The organism is Bacillus sp. SA1-12, from assembly GCF_000981385.1.
Taxonomy (GTDB): Bacteria; Bacillota; Bacilli; order Bacillales; family Bacillaceae; genus Metabacillus.
The window spans coordinates 15,829-31,955 of record NZ_LATZ01000134.1; the positions used below are offsets into that span (position 1 = coordinate 15,829).

Annotated in this window: 23 protein-coding genes and 1 pseudogene; 5 read left to right on the forward strand and 19 right to left on the reverse strand. The window is 34.1% G+C overall.

Going from position 1 to position 16,127, the window contains the following annotated elements; all coding sequences use genetic code 11:
• Positions 1 to 18 precede the first annotated feature (18 nt).
• Genes WQ54_RS29575 through WQ54_RS34470 form a run of 4 tightly spaced genes read right to left on the reverse strand, consistent with a single transcriptional unit; the run spans position 19 to position 2,432 of the window.
• Positions 19 to 633, reverse strand: coding sequence for a PH domain-containing protein (locus WQ54_RS29575; RefSeq protein WP_046590183.1), 615 nt, complete (start codon positions 631 to 633; stop codon positions 19 to 21).
• Between the two features lie 44 nt (positions 634 to 677).
• Positions 678 to 1,448: a sporulation protein gene (locus WQ54_RS29580; protein ID WP_046590184.1), complete on the reverse strand. Its 771-nt coding sequence runs from the start codon at positions 1,446 to 1,448 to the stop codon at positions 678 to 680.
• Between the two features lie 16 nt (positions 1,449 to 1,464).
• Entirely contained in the window at positions 1,465 to 2,259 is a 795-nt protein-coding gene (locus WQ54_RS29585) for a protein kinase family protein (protein WP_046590186.1), read from the reverse strand.
• Positions 2,259 to 2,432: a hypothetical protein gene (locus WQ54_RS34470; RefSeq protein WP_197089696.1), complete on the reverse strand. Its 174-nt coding sequence runs from the start codon at positions 2,430 to 2,432 to the stop codon at positions 2,259 to 2,261. Before WQ54_RS34470 ends, WQ54_RS29585 begins: the two co-directional genes overlap by 1 nt.
• A 142-nt stretch (positions 2,433 to 2,574) precedes the next feature.
• On the opposite strand from WQ54_RS34470, the gene WQ54_RS29595 reads away from it, so the two are divergent.
• On the forward strand, positions 2,575 to 3,714 hold the full coding sequence (locus WQ54_RS29595) for a DUF2515 family protein (protein WP_052738043.1): 1,140 nt from the start codon (positions 2,575 to 2,577) through the stop codon (positions 3,712 to 3,714).
• Between the two features lie 90 nt (positions 3,715 to 3,804).
• Here the strand turns inward: WQ54_RS29595 and WQ54_RS29600 are convergent, their stop codons facing one another.
• Entirely contained in the window at positions 3,805 to 3,987 is a 183-nt protein-coding gene (locus WQ54_RS29600; protein ID WP_046590190.1) for a YozD family protein, read from the reverse strand.
• 297 nt (positions 3,988 to 4,284) lie between these two features.
• Between WQ54_RS29600 and WQ54_RS29605 the strand changes: the two genes are divergently transcribed.
• A complete protein-coding gene (locus WQ54_RS29605) occupies positions 4,285 to 4,473 on the forward strand; it encodes a hypothetical protein (RefSeq protein ID WP_046590191.1) in 189 nt (62 codons plus the stop codon).
• A gap of 17 nt (positions 4,474 to 4,490) precedes the next feature.
• On the opposite strand, the gene WQ54_RS29610 is transcribed toward WQ54_RS29605, so the two are convergent.
• The 7 genes and pseudogenes from WQ54_RS29610 to msrA all read right to left on the reverse strand — a co-directional run.
• Positions 4,491 to 5,099, reverse strand: coding sequence for a hypothetical protein (locus WQ54_RS29610; RefSeq protein WP_046590491.1), 609 nt, complete (start codon positions 5,097 to 5,099; stop codon positions 4,491 to 4,493).
• Between the two features lie 285 nt (positions 5,100 to 5,384).
• On the reverse strand, positions 5,385 to 5,612 hold the full coding sequence (locus tag WQ54_RS29615) for a YozE family protein (RefSeq protein ID WP_046590193.1): 228 nt from the start codon (positions 5,610 to 5,612) through the stop codon (positions 5,385 to 5,387).
• Positions 5,613 to 5,846: 234 nt separating this feature from the next.
• Positions 5,847 to 6,830 (reverse strand): biotin synthase BioB, encoded by a 984-nt coding sequence (gene bioB, locus WQ54_RS29620; protein WP_046590194.1) that lies wholly within the window; start codon positions 6,828 to 6,830, stop codon positions 5,847 to 5,849.
• A 306-nt stretch (positions 6,831 to 7,136) separates the two neighbouring features.
• Positions 7,137 to 7,253, reverse strand: a complete 117-nt coding sequence (locus WQ54_RS33175; protein ID WP_084822382.1) for a YjcZ family sporulation protein — start codon at positions 7,251 to 7,253, stop codon at positions 7,137 to 7,139.
• Between the two features lie 150 nt (positions 7,254 to 7,403).
• Positions 7,404 to 7,781, reverse strand: coding sequence for a VOC family protein (locus WQ54_RS29625; RefSeq protein ID WP_046590493.1), 378 nt, complete (start codon positions 7,779 to 7,781; stop codon positions 7,404 to 7,406).
• A 63-nt stretch (positions 7,782 to 7,844) separates the two neighbouring features.
• Complete coding sequence (gene msrB / locus WQ54_RS35065) at positions 7,845 to 8,291, reverse strand: peptide-methionine (R)-S-oxide reductase MsrB (protein ID WP_269431605.1); 447 nt, start codon at positions 8,289 to 8,291, stop codon at positions 7,845 to 7,847.
• Positions 8,292 to 8,336: 45 nt separating this feature from the next.
• Positions 8,337 to 8,918, reverse strand: a pseudogene (gene msrA, locus WQ54_RS35070) (peptide-methionine (S)-S-oxide reductase MsrA); the annotation flags it as partial.
• A gap of 133 nt (positions 8,919 to 9,051) precedes the next feature.
• Here msrA and WQ54_RS29635 point away from each other — a divergent pair.
• Complete coding sequence (locus WQ54_RS29635) at positions 9,052 to 9,474, forward strand: MarR family winged helix-turn-helix transcriptional regulator (protein ID WP_046590196.1); 423 nt, start codon at positions 9,052 to 9,054, stop codon at positions 9,472 to 9,474.
• Between the two features lie 134 nt (positions 9,475 to 9,608).
• On the forward strand, positions 9,609 to 9,854 hold the full coding sequence (locus WQ54_RS29640) for a hypothetical protein (RefSeq protein WP_046590198.1): 246 nt from the start codon (positions 9,609 to 9,611) through the stop codon (positions 9,852 to 9,854).
• A 54-nt stretch (positions 9,855 to 9,908) separates the two neighbouring features.
• On the opposite strand, the gene WQ54_RS35385 is transcribed toward WQ54_RS29640, so the two are convergent.
• Positions 9,909 to 10,040 (reverse strand): hypothetical protein, encoded by a 132-nt coding sequence (locus WQ54_RS35385; RefSeq protein ID WP_269431601.1) that lies wholly within the window; start codon positions 10,038 to 10,040, stop codon positions 9,909 to 9,911.
• A gap of 735 nt (positions 10,041 to 10,775) precedes the next feature.
• Here WQ54_RS35385 and WQ54_RS29645 point away from each other — a divergent pair.
• On the forward strand, positions 10,776 to 10,970 hold the full coding sequence (locus WQ54_RS29645) for a hypothetical protein (protein WP_046590199.1): 195 nt from the start codon (positions 10,776 to 10,778) through the stop codon (positions 10,968 to 10,970).
• Between the two features lie 70 nt (positions 10,971 to 11,040).
• Here WQ54_RS29645 and ypmT read toward each other — a convergent pair whose 3' ends face one another.
• From ypmT to WQ54_RS29675, 6 genes are all read right to left on the reverse strand, one after another.
• Complete coding sequence (gene ypmT, locus WQ54_RS29650) at positions 11,041 to 11,235, reverse strand: protein YpmT (RefSeq protein ID WP_046590201.1); 195 nt, start codon at positions 11,233 to 11,235, stop codon at positions 11,041 to 11,043.
• 106 nt (positions 11,236 to 11,341) lie between these two features.
• A complete protein-coding gene (locus tag WQ54_RS29655; RefSeq protein ID WP_046590202.1) occupies positions 11,342 to 12,466 on the reverse strand; it encodes a S1C family serine protease in 1,125 nt (374 codons plus the stop codon).
• 3 nt (positions 12,467 to 12,469) lie between these two features.
• Positions 12,470 to 13,630 carry an FxLYD domain-containing protein gene (locus tag WQ54_RS29660; RefSeq protein ID WP_046590204.1) on the reverse strand — a complete coding sequence of 387 codons (1,161 nt, stop codon included), beginning with the start codon at positions 13,628 to 13,630 and terminating at the stop codon, positions 12,470 to 12,472.
• Between the two features lie 270 nt (positions 13,631 to 13,900).
• Positions 13,901 to 14,479: a YpmS family protein gene (locus WQ54_RS29665; RefSeq protein ID WP_046590206.1), complete on the reverse strand. Its 579-nt coding sequence runs from the start codon at positions 14,477 to 14,479 to the stop codon at positions 13,901 to 13,903.
• Between the two features lie 7 nt (positions 14,480 to 14,486).
• Positions 14,487 to 15,293, reverse strand: a complete 807-nt coding sequence (locus WQ54_RS29670; protein ID WP_046590207.1) for an SGNH/GDSL hydrolase family protein — start codon at positions 15,291 to 15,293, stop codon at positions 14,487 to 14,489.
• A 166-nt stretch (positions 15,294 to 15,459) separates the two neighbouring features.
• Positions 15,460 to 16,002 carry an SCO family protein gene (locus WQ54_RS29675; RefSeq protein WP_046590500.1) on the reverse strand — a complete coding sequence of 181 codons (543 nt, stop codon included), beginning with the start codon at positions 16,000 to 16,002 and terminating at the stop codon, positions 15,460 to 15,462.
• Positions 16,003 to 16,127 lie beyond the last annotated feature (125 nt).

Sequence of the window (16,127 nt, forward strand, 5' to 3'; positions counted from 1 at the left end):
TGAATGGTAAATAAATCTTTAGTTATTAATATATTTTTCAAATACTTTTCCAAAATCCTTTTCATGGTATTGTTCACGAGCTGAAGAAAGCCAATTAAAACCAAATTCAGTTAACCCTTTATATGTATCACCCAAATGGTTATCGTCTGTTCTTGAGTTTTGCAAAACAGCCACTGCTTTGTCTAAGCTTTGTGATGCCATTGTCAGCATGATCTCATTTTCATAGGAAATTTCCGAAATACGCAGCAACGCTTTGTAAAGATCTTTTAATTGTTCAATTTGATCTTTTCGCACATCAATATCCATTCTCTCGCTGCCAATTAAAAACTTTATTTCTACGTCCATATCAATTTTTCCAGCTGTTTCAAGCATGACTCCAGAGATTTTGTGTTGGGAATATGGATAGCGCTTGAGTGTTCGTTTTGATGAAGCTGCACTGGTACCATCTACATGGATAATTGCGAGATTTGTAAAACAATATTCATCAGATTTTGTTTTAATTAAAAAGTAAATTTTTTCATTATCTTCGTGCATCACATAATCGTCAGCATCTGTTTTATCAAAATCAGATGGGTGTATGATTGTACCTATATCAGATAATCCTAAAGCATCAGCAGCAATTTTTTTAAACATCTTTCATCCAGCTCCCTTTAAATAAATATTATATTCTCTTACTATTAACCATGCTTCTTTAAAATATCTGTAAATGCACCTTTTAGAGTCGATAATTCATGTTTATTCATTGTAAAACGAATAACGGATTCATCCATATCTAAAGCTTCTGAGAATAAACCTGCCAAACCTTTTGAACGTCGATCAACCTCTATTATAATTTCTAGTTTATCTTCGTTTATTGGAAAGAAGATTAACTCAACTTCATCAAATTTCCCATAATATTGACCCGAGCTAGGAAAAAATTCAAATTCTTGGATAAATGGCAGCCTTTTTCGAATTTTATAAGAAGCTTCCTCATTTTTTACTTTTCTTAATGTAAATCCAAGCTCCGAAAATACCTTTAATGTCTCATCGATCATATCATTAGGCAAGATTTCTAACATATCACGGTCACTTGGATCGACTGAACCTTTTATATCCACTCCAGTTTGCACCCATACTTTTGAAGTACCGGCACTAATTGGAGTATCAAGCGGAATTTCTAATTTAAACGGAATCGTTTTAGTTTCACCAGGCAAGATAACAAAAGGCTCGTTTAGCTTAATGGTTGAGATGACAGCCTGTTTATGAAAAACTTTGTCATCATCTTCTTTTTCATAAGTCGTATTTAATGTTAAGTAAATTTCATCAACCTTTTGTTCAATGTTTCCACCTTTAATTTCAACAATCCCATCTACCTCTTCGCCAGCTTTTATAGATGAATGTGCAAGTTTTGTGTCTACCTTCGCAGATCCTATTCCTACGCTGGCTAAGATTTTGTTAAAAAGTGACATAACTCTTTTCCTCCCATTATATACATGCCGCAACATCATTCATAAGCAATGATACCTCATAATATGGTTCATCTAATTGCAGCATTTTCCGCAATATTTTTTTTGCAGAATACGATATTTGCAATTCTTCTTCCCAGCTTTGCTGTTTCTTAGATGTTGGTTCATACGAGGAATAAAGTAAAAACAATAAAAAATGTCCTAAAGCATAGAAGTCACTTTTAAAGGAAACTTCCCTAAACAATCGCTTCTCTAAATGGTTTATGTTTTCTTCAATTTTATGAGATTGATCATTTATTTTTCTGGCAAGCCCAAAATCGATGATATAGTATTCTTCTTCATTTTTTAAAATGTTTGGAATTCTTAAATCACGATGAACATAGCCATTTCCATGGATATACCGTACTAATTTTAATATTTCGTATAGTTCTTTCAAAGCAGCTGATTCTGAAAAGGCACTATTTTCTTGGAAGATAAGATCCTCAAATGTTTTACCTTTTTTATACTCCATCACAATAAATTGCTTTTGATTGTCCTCAAATTGCTCGTAAAAGACAGGAAAAGCCGGATGGTTTAGAGCCTTTAATGTATGGGCCTCGCGTTTAAATGCTTCACGTCCTGATGCTTCGAGCATTTTATATCTCCGTAATTGTTTTAATACAGAAATTTGGCCAAGATCATCTTTTACTAGATACGTAAACCCATAACTGCCCTTCCCTATCATTTCAATAATCTTGTATTTACCGCAAATCCAATCAGAGGTCTTTAAAGGAGTTTCACTTAATTCTATTAATTTTGAATAAATTCTTTTCATTAACTGCTGTAGGAGCTAAAAAAACCACTTGATTTATGCTTTTTCTTATAATATTGATGGCCATATTTTGATGGATGATAACCACTCTTACGGCGTTTAAAATCGCTTGAACTATAATGGCGTTGATGGGAATGCTTGTTTGAGACAATTGATTTAAGGATTTTTCGTAACATACTTGATCCCTCTTTTCACATTTTATAAATATATATACGACATAAAAGAACAAAGGTTTCACTTTTTCATACAATAATACATCCATTATAACCTAAAGTTATTATGAGAGTATTAATTCCTCTTTACAAAAGGATGAAACAAATGTACGGAATGTTAAAGCTCTTTAATTTTCAACAAAAAAACAAAAATGAATATAATGAATCCTCTTCTATATCAGAGGATGCTCGGCAGAACCTATACAATTATCTTAAAGAAACTTTAGCCCATCCTTCCCCGGTTATAACAACCCAAAATGAGCGCAGGTTAATACGAACTATTCAAAGTGAAACCGAAAAACATAATGTTAATAATCTAACTCGTACAAAAGCATATCTCCATTTCTTTAACAACCATAATGAAATTCATTGGTCTTTACTTGCACATATGGTTTCCCGTAATGGAGGATATAATATGACTGACTTAAAGAGCTCTTTAATCGGACGCTTTTTATCTGAGAAAGAAAAGAAGAAATTATTCCATTTTATAGAACGAGCAAACGCCTTAATATTTCATGATGCCTATCCACAGCTGCTGCTTTATGAATTAAGTAAAAGAGAAAACACCTCCTTCTTTCACTTGCTACCAGCGTTAGGAATAACAAAATTTATGATACCGGTATGGGAGCATTTTCTCTTGTCAGCTAATTCACAATTTTTAACTTTAGCTTTAATTACCAATGAACAACATTATATTGAAAAACATTTGATCAATTTAAAAACAACAAATGAGTCAATTTTTAAGACTTTCACCTTTATTTTGCAAGAAAAAATGGGCTTAACTCATGTTATTTTTCCATTTAAACGTTATCCTTTTTTAAGAACTTATTCATTGGCTGGTATTGAAGTACGTGAATTTTCTTCTGTGCAGGACCGAATAAAGATTGGGAAGCAGCTCTATTCCATATTGTTTTCAAATCTTTATTTTGACTCTATCATGCATTTTGCAAATCATATCATCCATACTGCGTCTAGAAGCGACTATTGGCCACACAATTTTTCTAAACAAGTTCAAAATGATCAAAAAATATTAAGTCCCTCACTATCTAATGCATGGGATGATGTCTCACATCTTTTTCCTTATCGTAGTGATTGGTTTACTGAAATTTCCATGATTAAAGATTTTGAAAGAGGAATGATCGTTGAGGATGGGGATATTACAAAAGAAGTAAAGCGTGATCTTCACATGTTAATAGCAATGGGTAAACTGCCACTGCCTTCATTGGCCGAAAAAAAAAAGAGATAGCTAGTATCTCAAGTAAAAAGTAAAAATTACTTCTGGTTGTGGCTGACGGCTACAATCTTTTTTATGGTCAGCCCCCAATGTCAGCAATTATTAATCACCCATATCAAAATCCAAATCTTCATCAATAATACATTTTTTTAGAAGGTAATCGAATGTTATATCTGCTAATTCTTCCAGTTCTTCTTCTCCTGGAACATACCCTCTTTTTGTGAGCTCATTGTAAAAGAACTCAGCAATCTCCTCTGTATCAATTATCACTTCAATTTCCTTCACAATATCGCCCCCCTCTTATTGTTTATGTCCAAAGAAAAGGACATATGTCAGTAAATTTAAAAAATTAATTACGGAAACAGAGGAAGGATATTAGAGCCTTCCACCCTACAGTCTTAAGGATGCTTCTTGACACATGCTGAAAAGGTGGTAGAAGTGGCAGAAATTATTCCGGCAAGTTTTACAGTGCTCAAAAAAATGAGAAATTGGAGTCTTAAATGGAGGAATAAAGAAAAACCTTGTACATATAAATAGTTTTAGATGGACAAGCTCTTACATTACTATACAGGGGTGATCGAAATGTTAAAAGTAATGAATCAAAAAGAGATAATCGTGAAAGAGGAACATCAGACCAATAAATTCCTTCAGTTTATAGATGGTCCGGGTTATGAAAAGCTTTTACAATTAATGATAAAAGGGTTATTTTCAGGGATTCTATTTTTCTGTATCCCTTACTTTTTATATCTTTTATTGACTTTGTTTAATTAATGCTCCAAGTCCGTTATTTAATAGTTACGCAGCCTTTTCAAAATGTAATCCATCATTTCTTTATATTCTGGTTCTTTGAACAGTTCGTATAAAGCTTTATAATCATTATAAATATCCAATAATTCATCAATCATTTTTTTTCGTTTCAGCAGCTCTTTTGAAGCTTCTGTTTCACCTTTATTATGTTGATTCATCATCATTATTGAAAAATGCCCTTTCTCTCCGATTGTATTATTTAGGTGAAGTTGCTGAATGAATGAATCCGCCTCTTGGTTGCCCACCATTAAGCTCATCTCATCTTCAGTTGCTTCCAGCCATGCACCATCTGAAATCCTGGTTAATTCATATGTTAGTTCTTCCCATCCATCATCGGCATATCTCCAAACTTCTGTTCGAATACCCACGATGCGGAATAATGTACTCCCATAACCTTTAACAATCACAATATCCCCAATTTGATAGAGGATCTCTATACTAATCTGCTCCGATTCAATCACCGTACCATCATAATCAGAATATAATTGCAAAGCGTTTTCGAAGAATAAGGTGTCACTGTGATTTACTTCATAAACAAAGTGCTGATCAACCTTATGCAACTTTGTAATTGTCCCAACTGTTCCATACATAATAATCACGACAATATCCCCAATATTAAATTTTGGCCTGTTTGTATTTTTCACTATCCATCTCTCCTTTGTCGTGATTATGAAGGATATGATAGTATATGCTAATTTTCAAAAATCGTCATGGGCATCTATTGGTTAGATCTTTGCTGCCACTAAGAATAGCCGAATTCATTATTTATCCATTAAAACAAAAAGCTGGTCCAATCAGTCGTCAATATCGACTAACCAGAACCAGCTATTAATAAAAAAGGCAATTTGATTGCTTAATGACAAATTTATTATCCATTATAGTTGTTTTAAAATCTCATTTTGATAACGATCCCACGCCTCATCAAATATCGACATACTTGATAAATAAAGACCATTCATCTCTAAATAAGAACTTACCTCATCATATGTATCGGCATTTTTTGGAAAGCTATGATCTTGATATGCCTCATTGGCAAATTTTGAAATCTCGTCCTTTGGCTTAGGATGCCGATATTTCATTAAATAATGATAAAAAGATTTCATTCCTCATTCCCCCAGCAATAAGATTTTTCTATTATAGCTTGTTATGAATTGGAATGAAACCTTAAAGCTTAACTGGGAACAAGAATAATCCCATCTTAACGGGCAGTATAACACCAAATTCAAAACTGTCGACGAATTATTGAATTAGTTTGTGTTAACAGAACATAAAGATCCGATACGTCTTAGGACAACCAACAGTGGGAAGAAGTAAATCGCACTGTTGGTTGTCTCGCTTTAATTGCTATATACGTGAAAATCTATTTCGAAGCCTAAATCTTCAAGCATTTTGTGATCATCTGTACTTTCTTGACCCTTTGTTGTTAAGTAATCACCTACAAATATTGAATTTGCCGCATAAAGTCCTAGGGGCTGTAATGTCCTTAAATTCACTTCTCGTCCGCCTGAAATTCTTATCTCTTTTGTTGGATTAACATAGCGGAATAATGCCAAAACTTTCAAACAATATCTTGGGTTTAATTCATCAGTTCCTTCTAATGGTGTTCCATCAATGGCATGCAAAAAGTTTACAGGTATAGAGTCTGCATCCAATTCTCTTAAATGATACGCCATGTCAACGACATCATTAAGAGATTCACGCATACCAATGATTACGCCAGAACAAGGTGATATCCCGCTCATTTTGACTGTTTCAATCGTATTTATTCGATCATCATATGTATGACTGGTTGTAATTGCAGAATGATGGCTGCGGGAGGTGTTGATATTATGGTTATAACGATCAACACCAGCATCCTTTAGCCTTTTTGCTTGATCAGGCTTTAAGATTCCTAAGCAAGCACATACTTTTAACCCATATTTTGATTTAATTTCCTTTACTGCATCTGCAACATGTTCCACTTCCATATTTGACGGTCCTCTTCCGCTTGTAACAATACAATAGGTACCAACATTTAAATGATGGGCTTGTTGTGCACCTTGTAAAATTATCTCCTTATCTAGCATTCTATATTTTTTTATCGGTGCTGTTGACACAGCAGATTGTGAGCAATAACCGCAATTTTCAGGACATATCCCTGATTTTGTATTCATGATCATGTTGAGTTTAACTTTCTTTCCATAAAAATGTTTTCTAATTTTAAAGGCACCGTTTAAGAGTAATAGTATATCATCATCAGAACATTGCAGGATGGCCCTTGCCTCCACTTCATTTAATTTTTTTCCTGCAATGACTTCCTCAGCTAAATGTTGCCAATTCATCTTCATTCCCCCATTATTTTTGTACTAAATTAATGGTAATGGAGGGAAAGATTGTATGTCAACTAAATTATTATTTAAGTTAACATATTTCACAGTTATATCAGTAGCTTTTGATTATTGATTTTCCAACATAGGCACATTCGCTCTGCTCCAGAAGTAGCTCTCTTGTCCTGTTTTTTCCCGCAGGAGTCTTGCACACATACCCTCCAATCAACAGAGCAGCAAATTCAATAATCAACTCTCATATACCTTATGAAATGATAAAAAAAAGAGCTCACATACGGAGCTCTTTATCAATTGTGTATTTTATAGGTAAGCTGCACCAACGATAATTAATAAGATGAAAAGTACAACGATTAAAACAAAGCTAGAACCGTATCCACCGTGTCCGTAAGGATATCCATGATCATAGTAGCAATGCATTTTCTTTCACTCCTCATTTGCCTATTTTAGATTTCCCTTTACTTTATGTCATGGGTGGGTGTTTGGTATGTGCATTCGCCCATTTTTTAGGCAAATAAAAAAGGGCTGCTTTATATATACAACAGCCCCTTTGAGACATCCTATACGATTTTACTTCTCAAAAAACTCGATCCATTCCTGGTCTGGCCCTCTAAAAAAGATGTATTTTGCACCATTAGGAAGGGTTGTAATTTCTTTATTAATCCATTCAACCCCTGCCTCATCAAGTCTTTTTTGTTCTTCCTCGATATTATCAACTTTAAAGGCAACATGATGCACTTTTCCTTCGTCCGGAAGATTAGGATTATACCCTTCAATAAATTCAACAATAATTTCCCCATTTACACCTAAAAATGCAAGGTCCTTATCTCCGTCAGTATGTATGAATCGATCCAATAAATCAAGCCCCACTACTTCTTGATAAAATTGAATTGACTTTTCTATATTTGCAACTTGAATACCGACATGCTCAAATCCCAAAACTGCCATCTTATCATCTCCCATAATGTAAAACTCTTTTTTTACCTATCAATGGCAACGCATTCTTACCTCTTATTGAAATAAAGAAACGTACCTTCCATATCCCTCTTTTTCTAGATCTTCCCTTGGTATAAACTTTAAAGCTGCTGAATTAATGCAGTAACGGAGCCCGTCAGGTCCAGGTCCATCATTAAAGACATGACCTAAATGGGAATCTGCTGTTTTACTTCTAACCTCTGTTCGGACCATCCCATGTGAGGTATCAAGTTTTTCAACTACTTCGAATTCTTGAATTGGTTTTGTAAAGCTTGGCCACCCACAGCCTGAGTCATATTTATCCTTTGAACTGAATAACGGCTTTCCTGAGACAATGTCGACATAGATCCCTTCTCCTTTATGATTCCAAAATTCATTTCGGAAAGGTGGCTCAGTACCGCTGTTTTGGGTTACTTCATATTGCATCGGTGTTAAAGATTCTCTTAAACTTTTCTGTTCTTTGTTTTTCCAATAAGATTCAATAAATTGGTCTCTTCCAGAACCTGATCGGTATTGTTTATACCTAGTTGTATTTTTTTTATAAAAATCTTGATGATACTCTTCTGCCTGATAAAATGGTTTTGCTACAAGTATTTTCGTAACAATCGGCTTTGAAAAACGTCCGCTTGCTTCTAATTGCTGCTTTGATTCCTCAGCCAATTTTTTTTGTTCTGGAGAATGGTAAAAAATCGCTGTTTTATACGATTCTCCACGATCAAAAAATTGACCGCCCGCATCTGTTGGATCGATTTGCTGCCAAAATAACTGTAATAGTTTTTCATATGGGAAAATTTCCGGCTGAAAGGTAATTTGTACAGCCTCAAGATGCCCGGTTGTATTTGAGCAAACTTCCTCATAGGTAGGATTTTCTTTATCACCACCTGTATAACCAGATATAACACTTACAATCCCTGGAAGCTCATCAAATGGCTGCACCATACACCAAAAGCATCCCCCTGCAAAAGTTGCAAGTTCAAATCTGTCACTATTTACCAATGTGAAATGCCTCCTTATTTTATCATTGTCCTTATTATATAGCATATTGCAAAATGGATGAAAGTAAACTGTTTGATTAGATAATAGCTTTTCATATCGGATGTACACCTTCATTTCCTCTAACTATTGTAAAGCAACATAAAAATAGAGGTAATCATCTAAGTAATCTTTGTTTACAACTTGACACATTTAAAAACATTCCTTAGTCTAAAAAAAAGAATATTTTGTAGGTTCGGAGGAAATTAGCTTGAAAAGTCGTCAAGATAAAATGTATGAAATGGAAGCACTTATGCGCCATGTATACAGAAAATTACGTCAAGATATGAATCTTGTTTATGAAAATGAAATGTCTAGAAATGAATTTTTCATATTAAAAACCCTTTACGAACAAGGATCCAAAAAATCATCTGATTTATCAAAAATGTTAAATGTATCTGCTTCCCATATTACTGCAGTAACTGACTCATTAATTGAGAAAAACTGGATCCAACGTGTCCGCTCTGTTCATGATAGAAGAATTGTAGATCTTCACTTAACTGATAAAGGTAAAAACACATTGGAATTATTTGAAAAAAAGAAAACTGACTTTTTATTAGAAAAGTTTAATGACTTTAGTGATCAAGATATCGAAAACTTTATTACCTTATTTAATAAATTATTGAAGGCATAACATGCATAAAAAAAACGATAGAGCCTGCTATCAAAGGTGTTTAACCCTTTAATAGCAGCCTCTATCGTTTTTTATACATATTTTTTACGATTTTACACATGCTAGTTTGTAAAATACTAGGAGGTGTAATAACTATGCCGGCACCCTACTTATGCCCGAACTGCAAGACAAATCGTTCACGATTTAATATAATTGAACAACATGTTAAATCAGTAAAATTAAATCCGCAAACAGGAGATATTGTAGAGGAATTGGAACAAGGAACTCTGGATCCTTTTCATGTTGCATACAAAGGGCCAGAATATAGAATTCAATGTGGAGTATGCGGTCTTATTGAGGATGAGCTTTCATTTATTAAAAGAGCTCAGCTAAACCAATAAGAATAACAAAAGCTCAAGTGGCTCCTCTTAAAGAGAAGCCACTCTCCAATTTGCTTATTCACTATTTTGCGTTGAATTAAAAAACAGTTGTTTGTCACTTTTATCCGATTGTTTCGTTAGCTGTTTTCTTTCTTTTCCCATTTTTCCATCAGATTCATAACTTAAGTTATCCTTCTTTTTAGTCAAAACAACCCCTCCTTGTAAAGTGTTACCTACATTTTTTCCAGCTCATAAAAAAATATGTTTAGAATGCTTTAATAAAGCGAGACTTCCAACAGTAAGGAATTTTCTACTGTTGGATAGTGAGACTTATCGGATCTTTACGGGCAGTTTCCTCCCTCAATTATCAAATGAATAACTATCCTATCTTGGTTAAGGGATTACTGCCCGTTAAGATGGGATAAAGCGAGACTTCCATTAGTAAATGGTTTTCTACTGTTGGATAGTGAGACTTATCGGATCTTTACGGGCAGTTTCCCCCCTCAATTATCAAATGAATAACTATCCTATCTTGGTTAAGGGATTACTGCCCGTTAAGATGGGATAAAGCGAGACTTCCAACAGTAAATGGTTTTCTACTGTTGGATAGTGAGACTTATCGGATCTTTACGGGCAGTTTCACCCCTCAATTATCAAATGAATAACTATCCTACCTTGATTAAGGGATTACTGCCCGTTAAAATTGCGAAAATAATACCTAAGACTACTGACCGATTAAGTACGGGAGGAATAACCATATTACCTACTTTTTCAATAATTTACTGTAAATAGTATTAACAAATTTTAACTGCATTTAAAGTTTTTAAAGAGTATGTACAGATTTTGTAAAAAACGTATACACGCCGAAAATATCCATTATTATTAGATTGAGCCAGCTGGTTCAAAAAAGATTACTCATTCGTTACATGGGAGGAAAAAACAATGAAAAAAAGCTTATTATTAAAAGTCGGAGCATCATTACTTGCTGTATTTTTAATGGCTGCATGTAACAACACAGAGGAAACAGATACTGAAAACACAAATACTGAGGAAACTGAAGAAGGCGTTGAAACAGAAGAAGGAACAGAAACTGAAGAAGGCGCTGAAGCTGATACAACAGAAGAAGAAGCTCAATAATTATCATACTTAAATAGTAATGGGCTATCTCAAAATAATGGTCATAATTCCTTTTGAGACAGCCCGTTTTTCAACCATTATTTTTTTGTTTTTCGTCCTTCATATGCCATAAATAGACTGCAATACTTAAAAATAATGTACAATATCCAATATTCAAATAGACTTCATCCATATTTTCCGCGACAAAGTGTTGGTAGGCAAACCCTCCAAAAATGATTGAAATTAAGATCGCAACAATCCCGAATAATACAAACTTATTCTTCATTAAGAATCCCCCTATCATCTTTTATATGCCCAAGGTTTCCTCACTTGATTAGTATGAACAGCAAAAAACAATCACTATTCACATCAGATGAAAATGAACCAGATGATCATTCTATTTTTTTCTCTGTTATTATTTTAGCTTGGTCATTTTCATATGCTACTTCAAAGTTCACCTTATAGTTATTAGTCACTTGTTCTCTGCCATTTCTCTCTTTAGCAGTTAAGGCAGTTTTGACAAGAATATGATTATTCCTTACCTCTGTCTTTAAATCCGTAATACTTATAGAAATAGTATTCAAATATCGTCTGCGAAATGTATCATAGTCCATATTTGTTTGCCATTTACTACCCAGCAAAGAGTAAGCTGTGACAAAATCACGATAATGGATACTTTCAATAAAATAGGTTACTAAGTAATCAGATGTCTCTAGCATTTCATTTTCATTAATTTCGGCTGAAACGTCTGCTTTTGAAGGTGCGGGAAGATTTTTCATCGGGGTTTCAGACCAACTATTAACAAGTGGTAAGACCGAATTCATTGGAATGCTAAACCCAATATTCCCTTGCTCGATACGAGCAGAGTTGATTCCTACTACCATTCCCGTTTGACGGTCTATTAATGGACCACCGCTATTGCCAGGAGCTATAGGTGCTGAAATTTGATAAACATTTTCATATACATAGGGGTCTACATGTAATTCTCTGTCAGTCCCGCTGATAATTCCGGTGGTCACTGTATTTTGAAAGCCGAGGGGACTGCCTAAAGCCAGTATTTCATCACCGATTTCAAGCTTTAAGCTAGGTGACAAAGGCAGAGGCTCGGTTTCTTTTAAGCCATCCACACGAACTACAGCAACATCTGTCTCTGTACTCATCCCAATTACTCTTCCTTCAAATCCCTTTGCATCCGTCGTTCTAATTTTTACTGACTTTGACCCATTAATGACATGAGCATTAGTAATGATATCGCCTTTGTTATTATATAAAAAGCCTGAGCCTACTGAACCGTCATCTAATTCCACCATGACAACCTTTTTCTGAGCTTCACGAATAATTTCCTTTAAATCAGGAATTGCTTCTTCTTTTTCCAGAAAATCATCATTCTTAAGAAGCAAGGATTCACTGAATACCTGTTTAGCCATTTTATCTTTTATATATAAAACACCAAATCCGCCACATATCCATATAATAACTGACAAGCAAATACTTAATACTAAAAGCTTCTTATTCATAATTTATCCTTTCTTCTCTTCTAGTAGCCAGGATATGTTCGTTATTTCTATCTTCGCATTTTCTTTTGCAGAATATGTGACATGTTCAAAATCACCTAATTGACCAGGTTCTAGTTTATTCGGAAAAACAGAGGTTTTACCAGACTCCAGCTTTTTCCCATTTTGGTCTAATACATTAAATTCAATCACGATTGAATGTACTGTATCAGTCCCACTATTTTTCACTTTTCCATTTATATAGGCATCACCGTATTTATCAACCTTTATATTACTGATTGCTAACTGAACAGCCTCTCTTGTATTCCGTTCTTGTTCTTTTTTTGCAGCAAGCATGGCTTTTTCGATTCGCTCCTGCTCCGCCTTTTCAAAGGTTGCTTTTTCGGCAATGACTCTCTCTTTTAATGATAATAACTTTTCATTATTCACTACATATTGCAGTGCTTCGTCAATTACTCTAACTGCTTGATTAAAGTGCTTATCCTCCATACGTTTTTCAGCCTCTATAGCGCTAATCGTCACCATTTTCGTATATATTTGCTGTTTTAACTCCGACGCTTCAGCAAGCTCCAAAGTATATAAGGTAGACAACTTACTGGCAAGTTCATCAATTGACGTAAGTTTATTTATTTCCTCCTTCATTTCGCCAACCGTAATACTTATTTCTACTTGTTGAATATCTTGTGAAAGGCTGATATATAACGGTGATTGATTATTATGATCAACCTGGCTCTTTAATAAATCAATCTCACTCTTTGCAGCATCAAATTGCTCATTCATTATTTTCTTTTCCACTGCATCTAACTCTTCTTTTAACTCTTTAATCACAAGAATCATTTCTTTATCCTGCTTTAATATTTCGTAATCATTACGATATGAGAGGCCGTTTTCAATGTTACGTAACGCTTTATCGTACTCCCCTGCTAAAGCCGCTTCCTCTGCTTTTTCTTGGAAGGCAATAACTTTTGCATTCACTTTGGTTTCATAGAGTTTTGTAGTATAGAGAATAATAAAGACAAGAATAAGACTTAATAATGGCAGGAGGAATTGTAGTCTTTTTAAATTCTTCGCTTTTGGATCATCTGGTTTATTGAGCGGTTTCCCACAAAGATAACAGTAATTAGCATTGGCTTCAATATGATTGGCCCCACAGTTTGTACAAAACATAAAAAAATCCTCCTCTTTTCTGTGGTAAAGGGGATGGAGCAAAGTATATAGTAAATTCATCTAAATCAGGTTTAAGTGATCATACTTAAAGAATAACAACTTCTGTTTCCCCTGTTTTTTAAAAGGAAAACCATCATTTTCTTGCTTATTTTTTAGTATACATGTTTTACCAGCTTCATACTAGGCTAAAAATAGAGGGTATTTCGAATCATTTTTTATCATGTGAATTTATAACTACTTTTGAGGGCTAACATTTATCATGTCAGCCCTTTAAGGCAAAGGTACAAACAGTTGAAAAGTAATATTGTCCTCTTTTAAATTAAAACTTTCCGCTCGTGCGCTGAGTCCATTTTTAAATGTTAACTGATCTAGATTGATATCAATTATTTTTTTTCCTGAGTCAATCACCACATAGTGAGGAAGGTCATAGTATGTGGTCATATATTTTAATACATATGATACAGGCAACTTTAACCTGCCAATTGATAGCTCTTTGACATATAATTGCATATTCCCATCAGGTTTTACGATTGGTTCGAGAATTAAGGCCATATTAATATCTTTATTAAATGCATTTATGACCCCATAAACATTGACATTTTCTTTTAGTTCTACGCGATATTGTAAGTTCTCTTGATCTGTCTCTTCAACTAAGTAATGATTTATTAATTCTGTTAACGATTTTTTGTCAGTACTTATCATAAAAGGCACGGTTTTTTCTGCATTGTCAGCCTGATTTATTTGTTCAGAAGGCTTTTTATCAGGTGTTAATAAGAAGGCAGAAATCAAAAGTACGAACAATAAATTCAAGCTAAGTAAGATTAAAAACGATATTTTCCATTTATTCAAAGGACACTCACTCTTTTCTACCAATTAAATCTTGGTCAAGACCCTCAATTTTTAACGTATTATACACTTTATCTGCTATTAAGGAATACCCTATTTCGTTTGGATGAAACTCATCTTTATAAAGCAATCTTTCATCTGATTCGTTTGAGAATATTTGTTCAACTGAAACAAAAACAGCTTTATCGTCATTTTTAATGATTTCTTGTGTAGCTGTATTCCATTCTTTAATAATTGTATCGATTTCAGGTAACTGCGGAAGCATATATTTAAAAGGATTATAAAGGCCGACATAAATAATCACTGCTGAAGAATTATACTCACGTAAAGTATTGTAAATATCCTTAAATCTTTTTTCATAGTTTTTTTGTTCTTCTCGAAAAGGTTCAAAATCAAGAGAAAAAATATTTTTTCGGACAACATGCATAATATCATTTCCCCCAATTGTCATGACAATAATATCAGCATCTTTTATACTTGAAGTCACTATTTCATCCTTCAGCTTTCGAAGAAGATCCCTTGTTTTATACCCTCTCACACCAAAATTTTCTACTTTTACCTCATGAATATCGTCTTGTTGTTCAAGCTTTTCAGTTACCATTCCTACATAACCGCCGCTATTTGTTTCATCCCCTACTCCCTTAGTTAATGAATCCCCAATTCCAACTAATCTTATCCTCTTTGGAATGAACTCTTCAGCAGGCTGCTCTTTCGTTGGCAGAGAATATGGTTTCGATTCCAGCTTTGCGCTTTGTTCTGACACACAACTTGTTAACAACAGACAGATCAAACATATTATAGTAAGTTTTCGAATCATACGATCACCTTGGTTTTTAGTCTAATGCCCCCCATTATATCATTATAGGAAGTTTTAAAGCTATCTTAAAAGGGGCCGACTCCTCCAATACATCAATATACGGAATCCTAATCACTTTAGACTTCTATATATTGTGTTAGAGTAATCTGCCCCCTTGGAAAACAGTTTATTCCGAAAGTAATGCTTTCATATCCTCTATGATCTGATCATAAGGAGGGTTTTCAACTCCGCTATAATCTTTCATTACAACCCCGTTTTGATCGATTAAATAAAAGCTTGTTCCATGAAGAACTTGATCTGAGTTGGACGGTTTTTGAACAATTGTTTTAAAGCTTTCCATGGCGAAATTCTCAATTTCCTTTTGAGTATAACCAGTTAAAAAGCTCCAATTATCAAATGTAATGGAATATGGTGCTGCAAACTCCTTAAGTTTATCAGGTGTATCCGTTTCTGGATCTACACTGAAAGAAATGATCTTAGCATTTATATCTTCTTCTTTCATTCGATTTTGAATTTCTTTCATATGTGCAGTCATTGGCGGGCAAACTGTTTCACAACTAGTAAAAATAAAGTTAGCAATCCAGACGTCCCCTTTTAAACTCTCTAATGAAACATTTTGTCCGTCCTGATTTTTGAATGAAAAGGACTGAACCTCATAATTTAAAGGATTTTTTATTGGCGATGTATTGCCACATGCCGAAATGATCATGATGGCAAAAACTGATATGGCAAATACAAGGCATTGTTTTATTTTCTTCAACTAATCTTCACCCTTCGCTTTTCATTACCTTGTAAAAGTGTACCAAATTAACTGCCTTAATAAAAGGTAAAGCA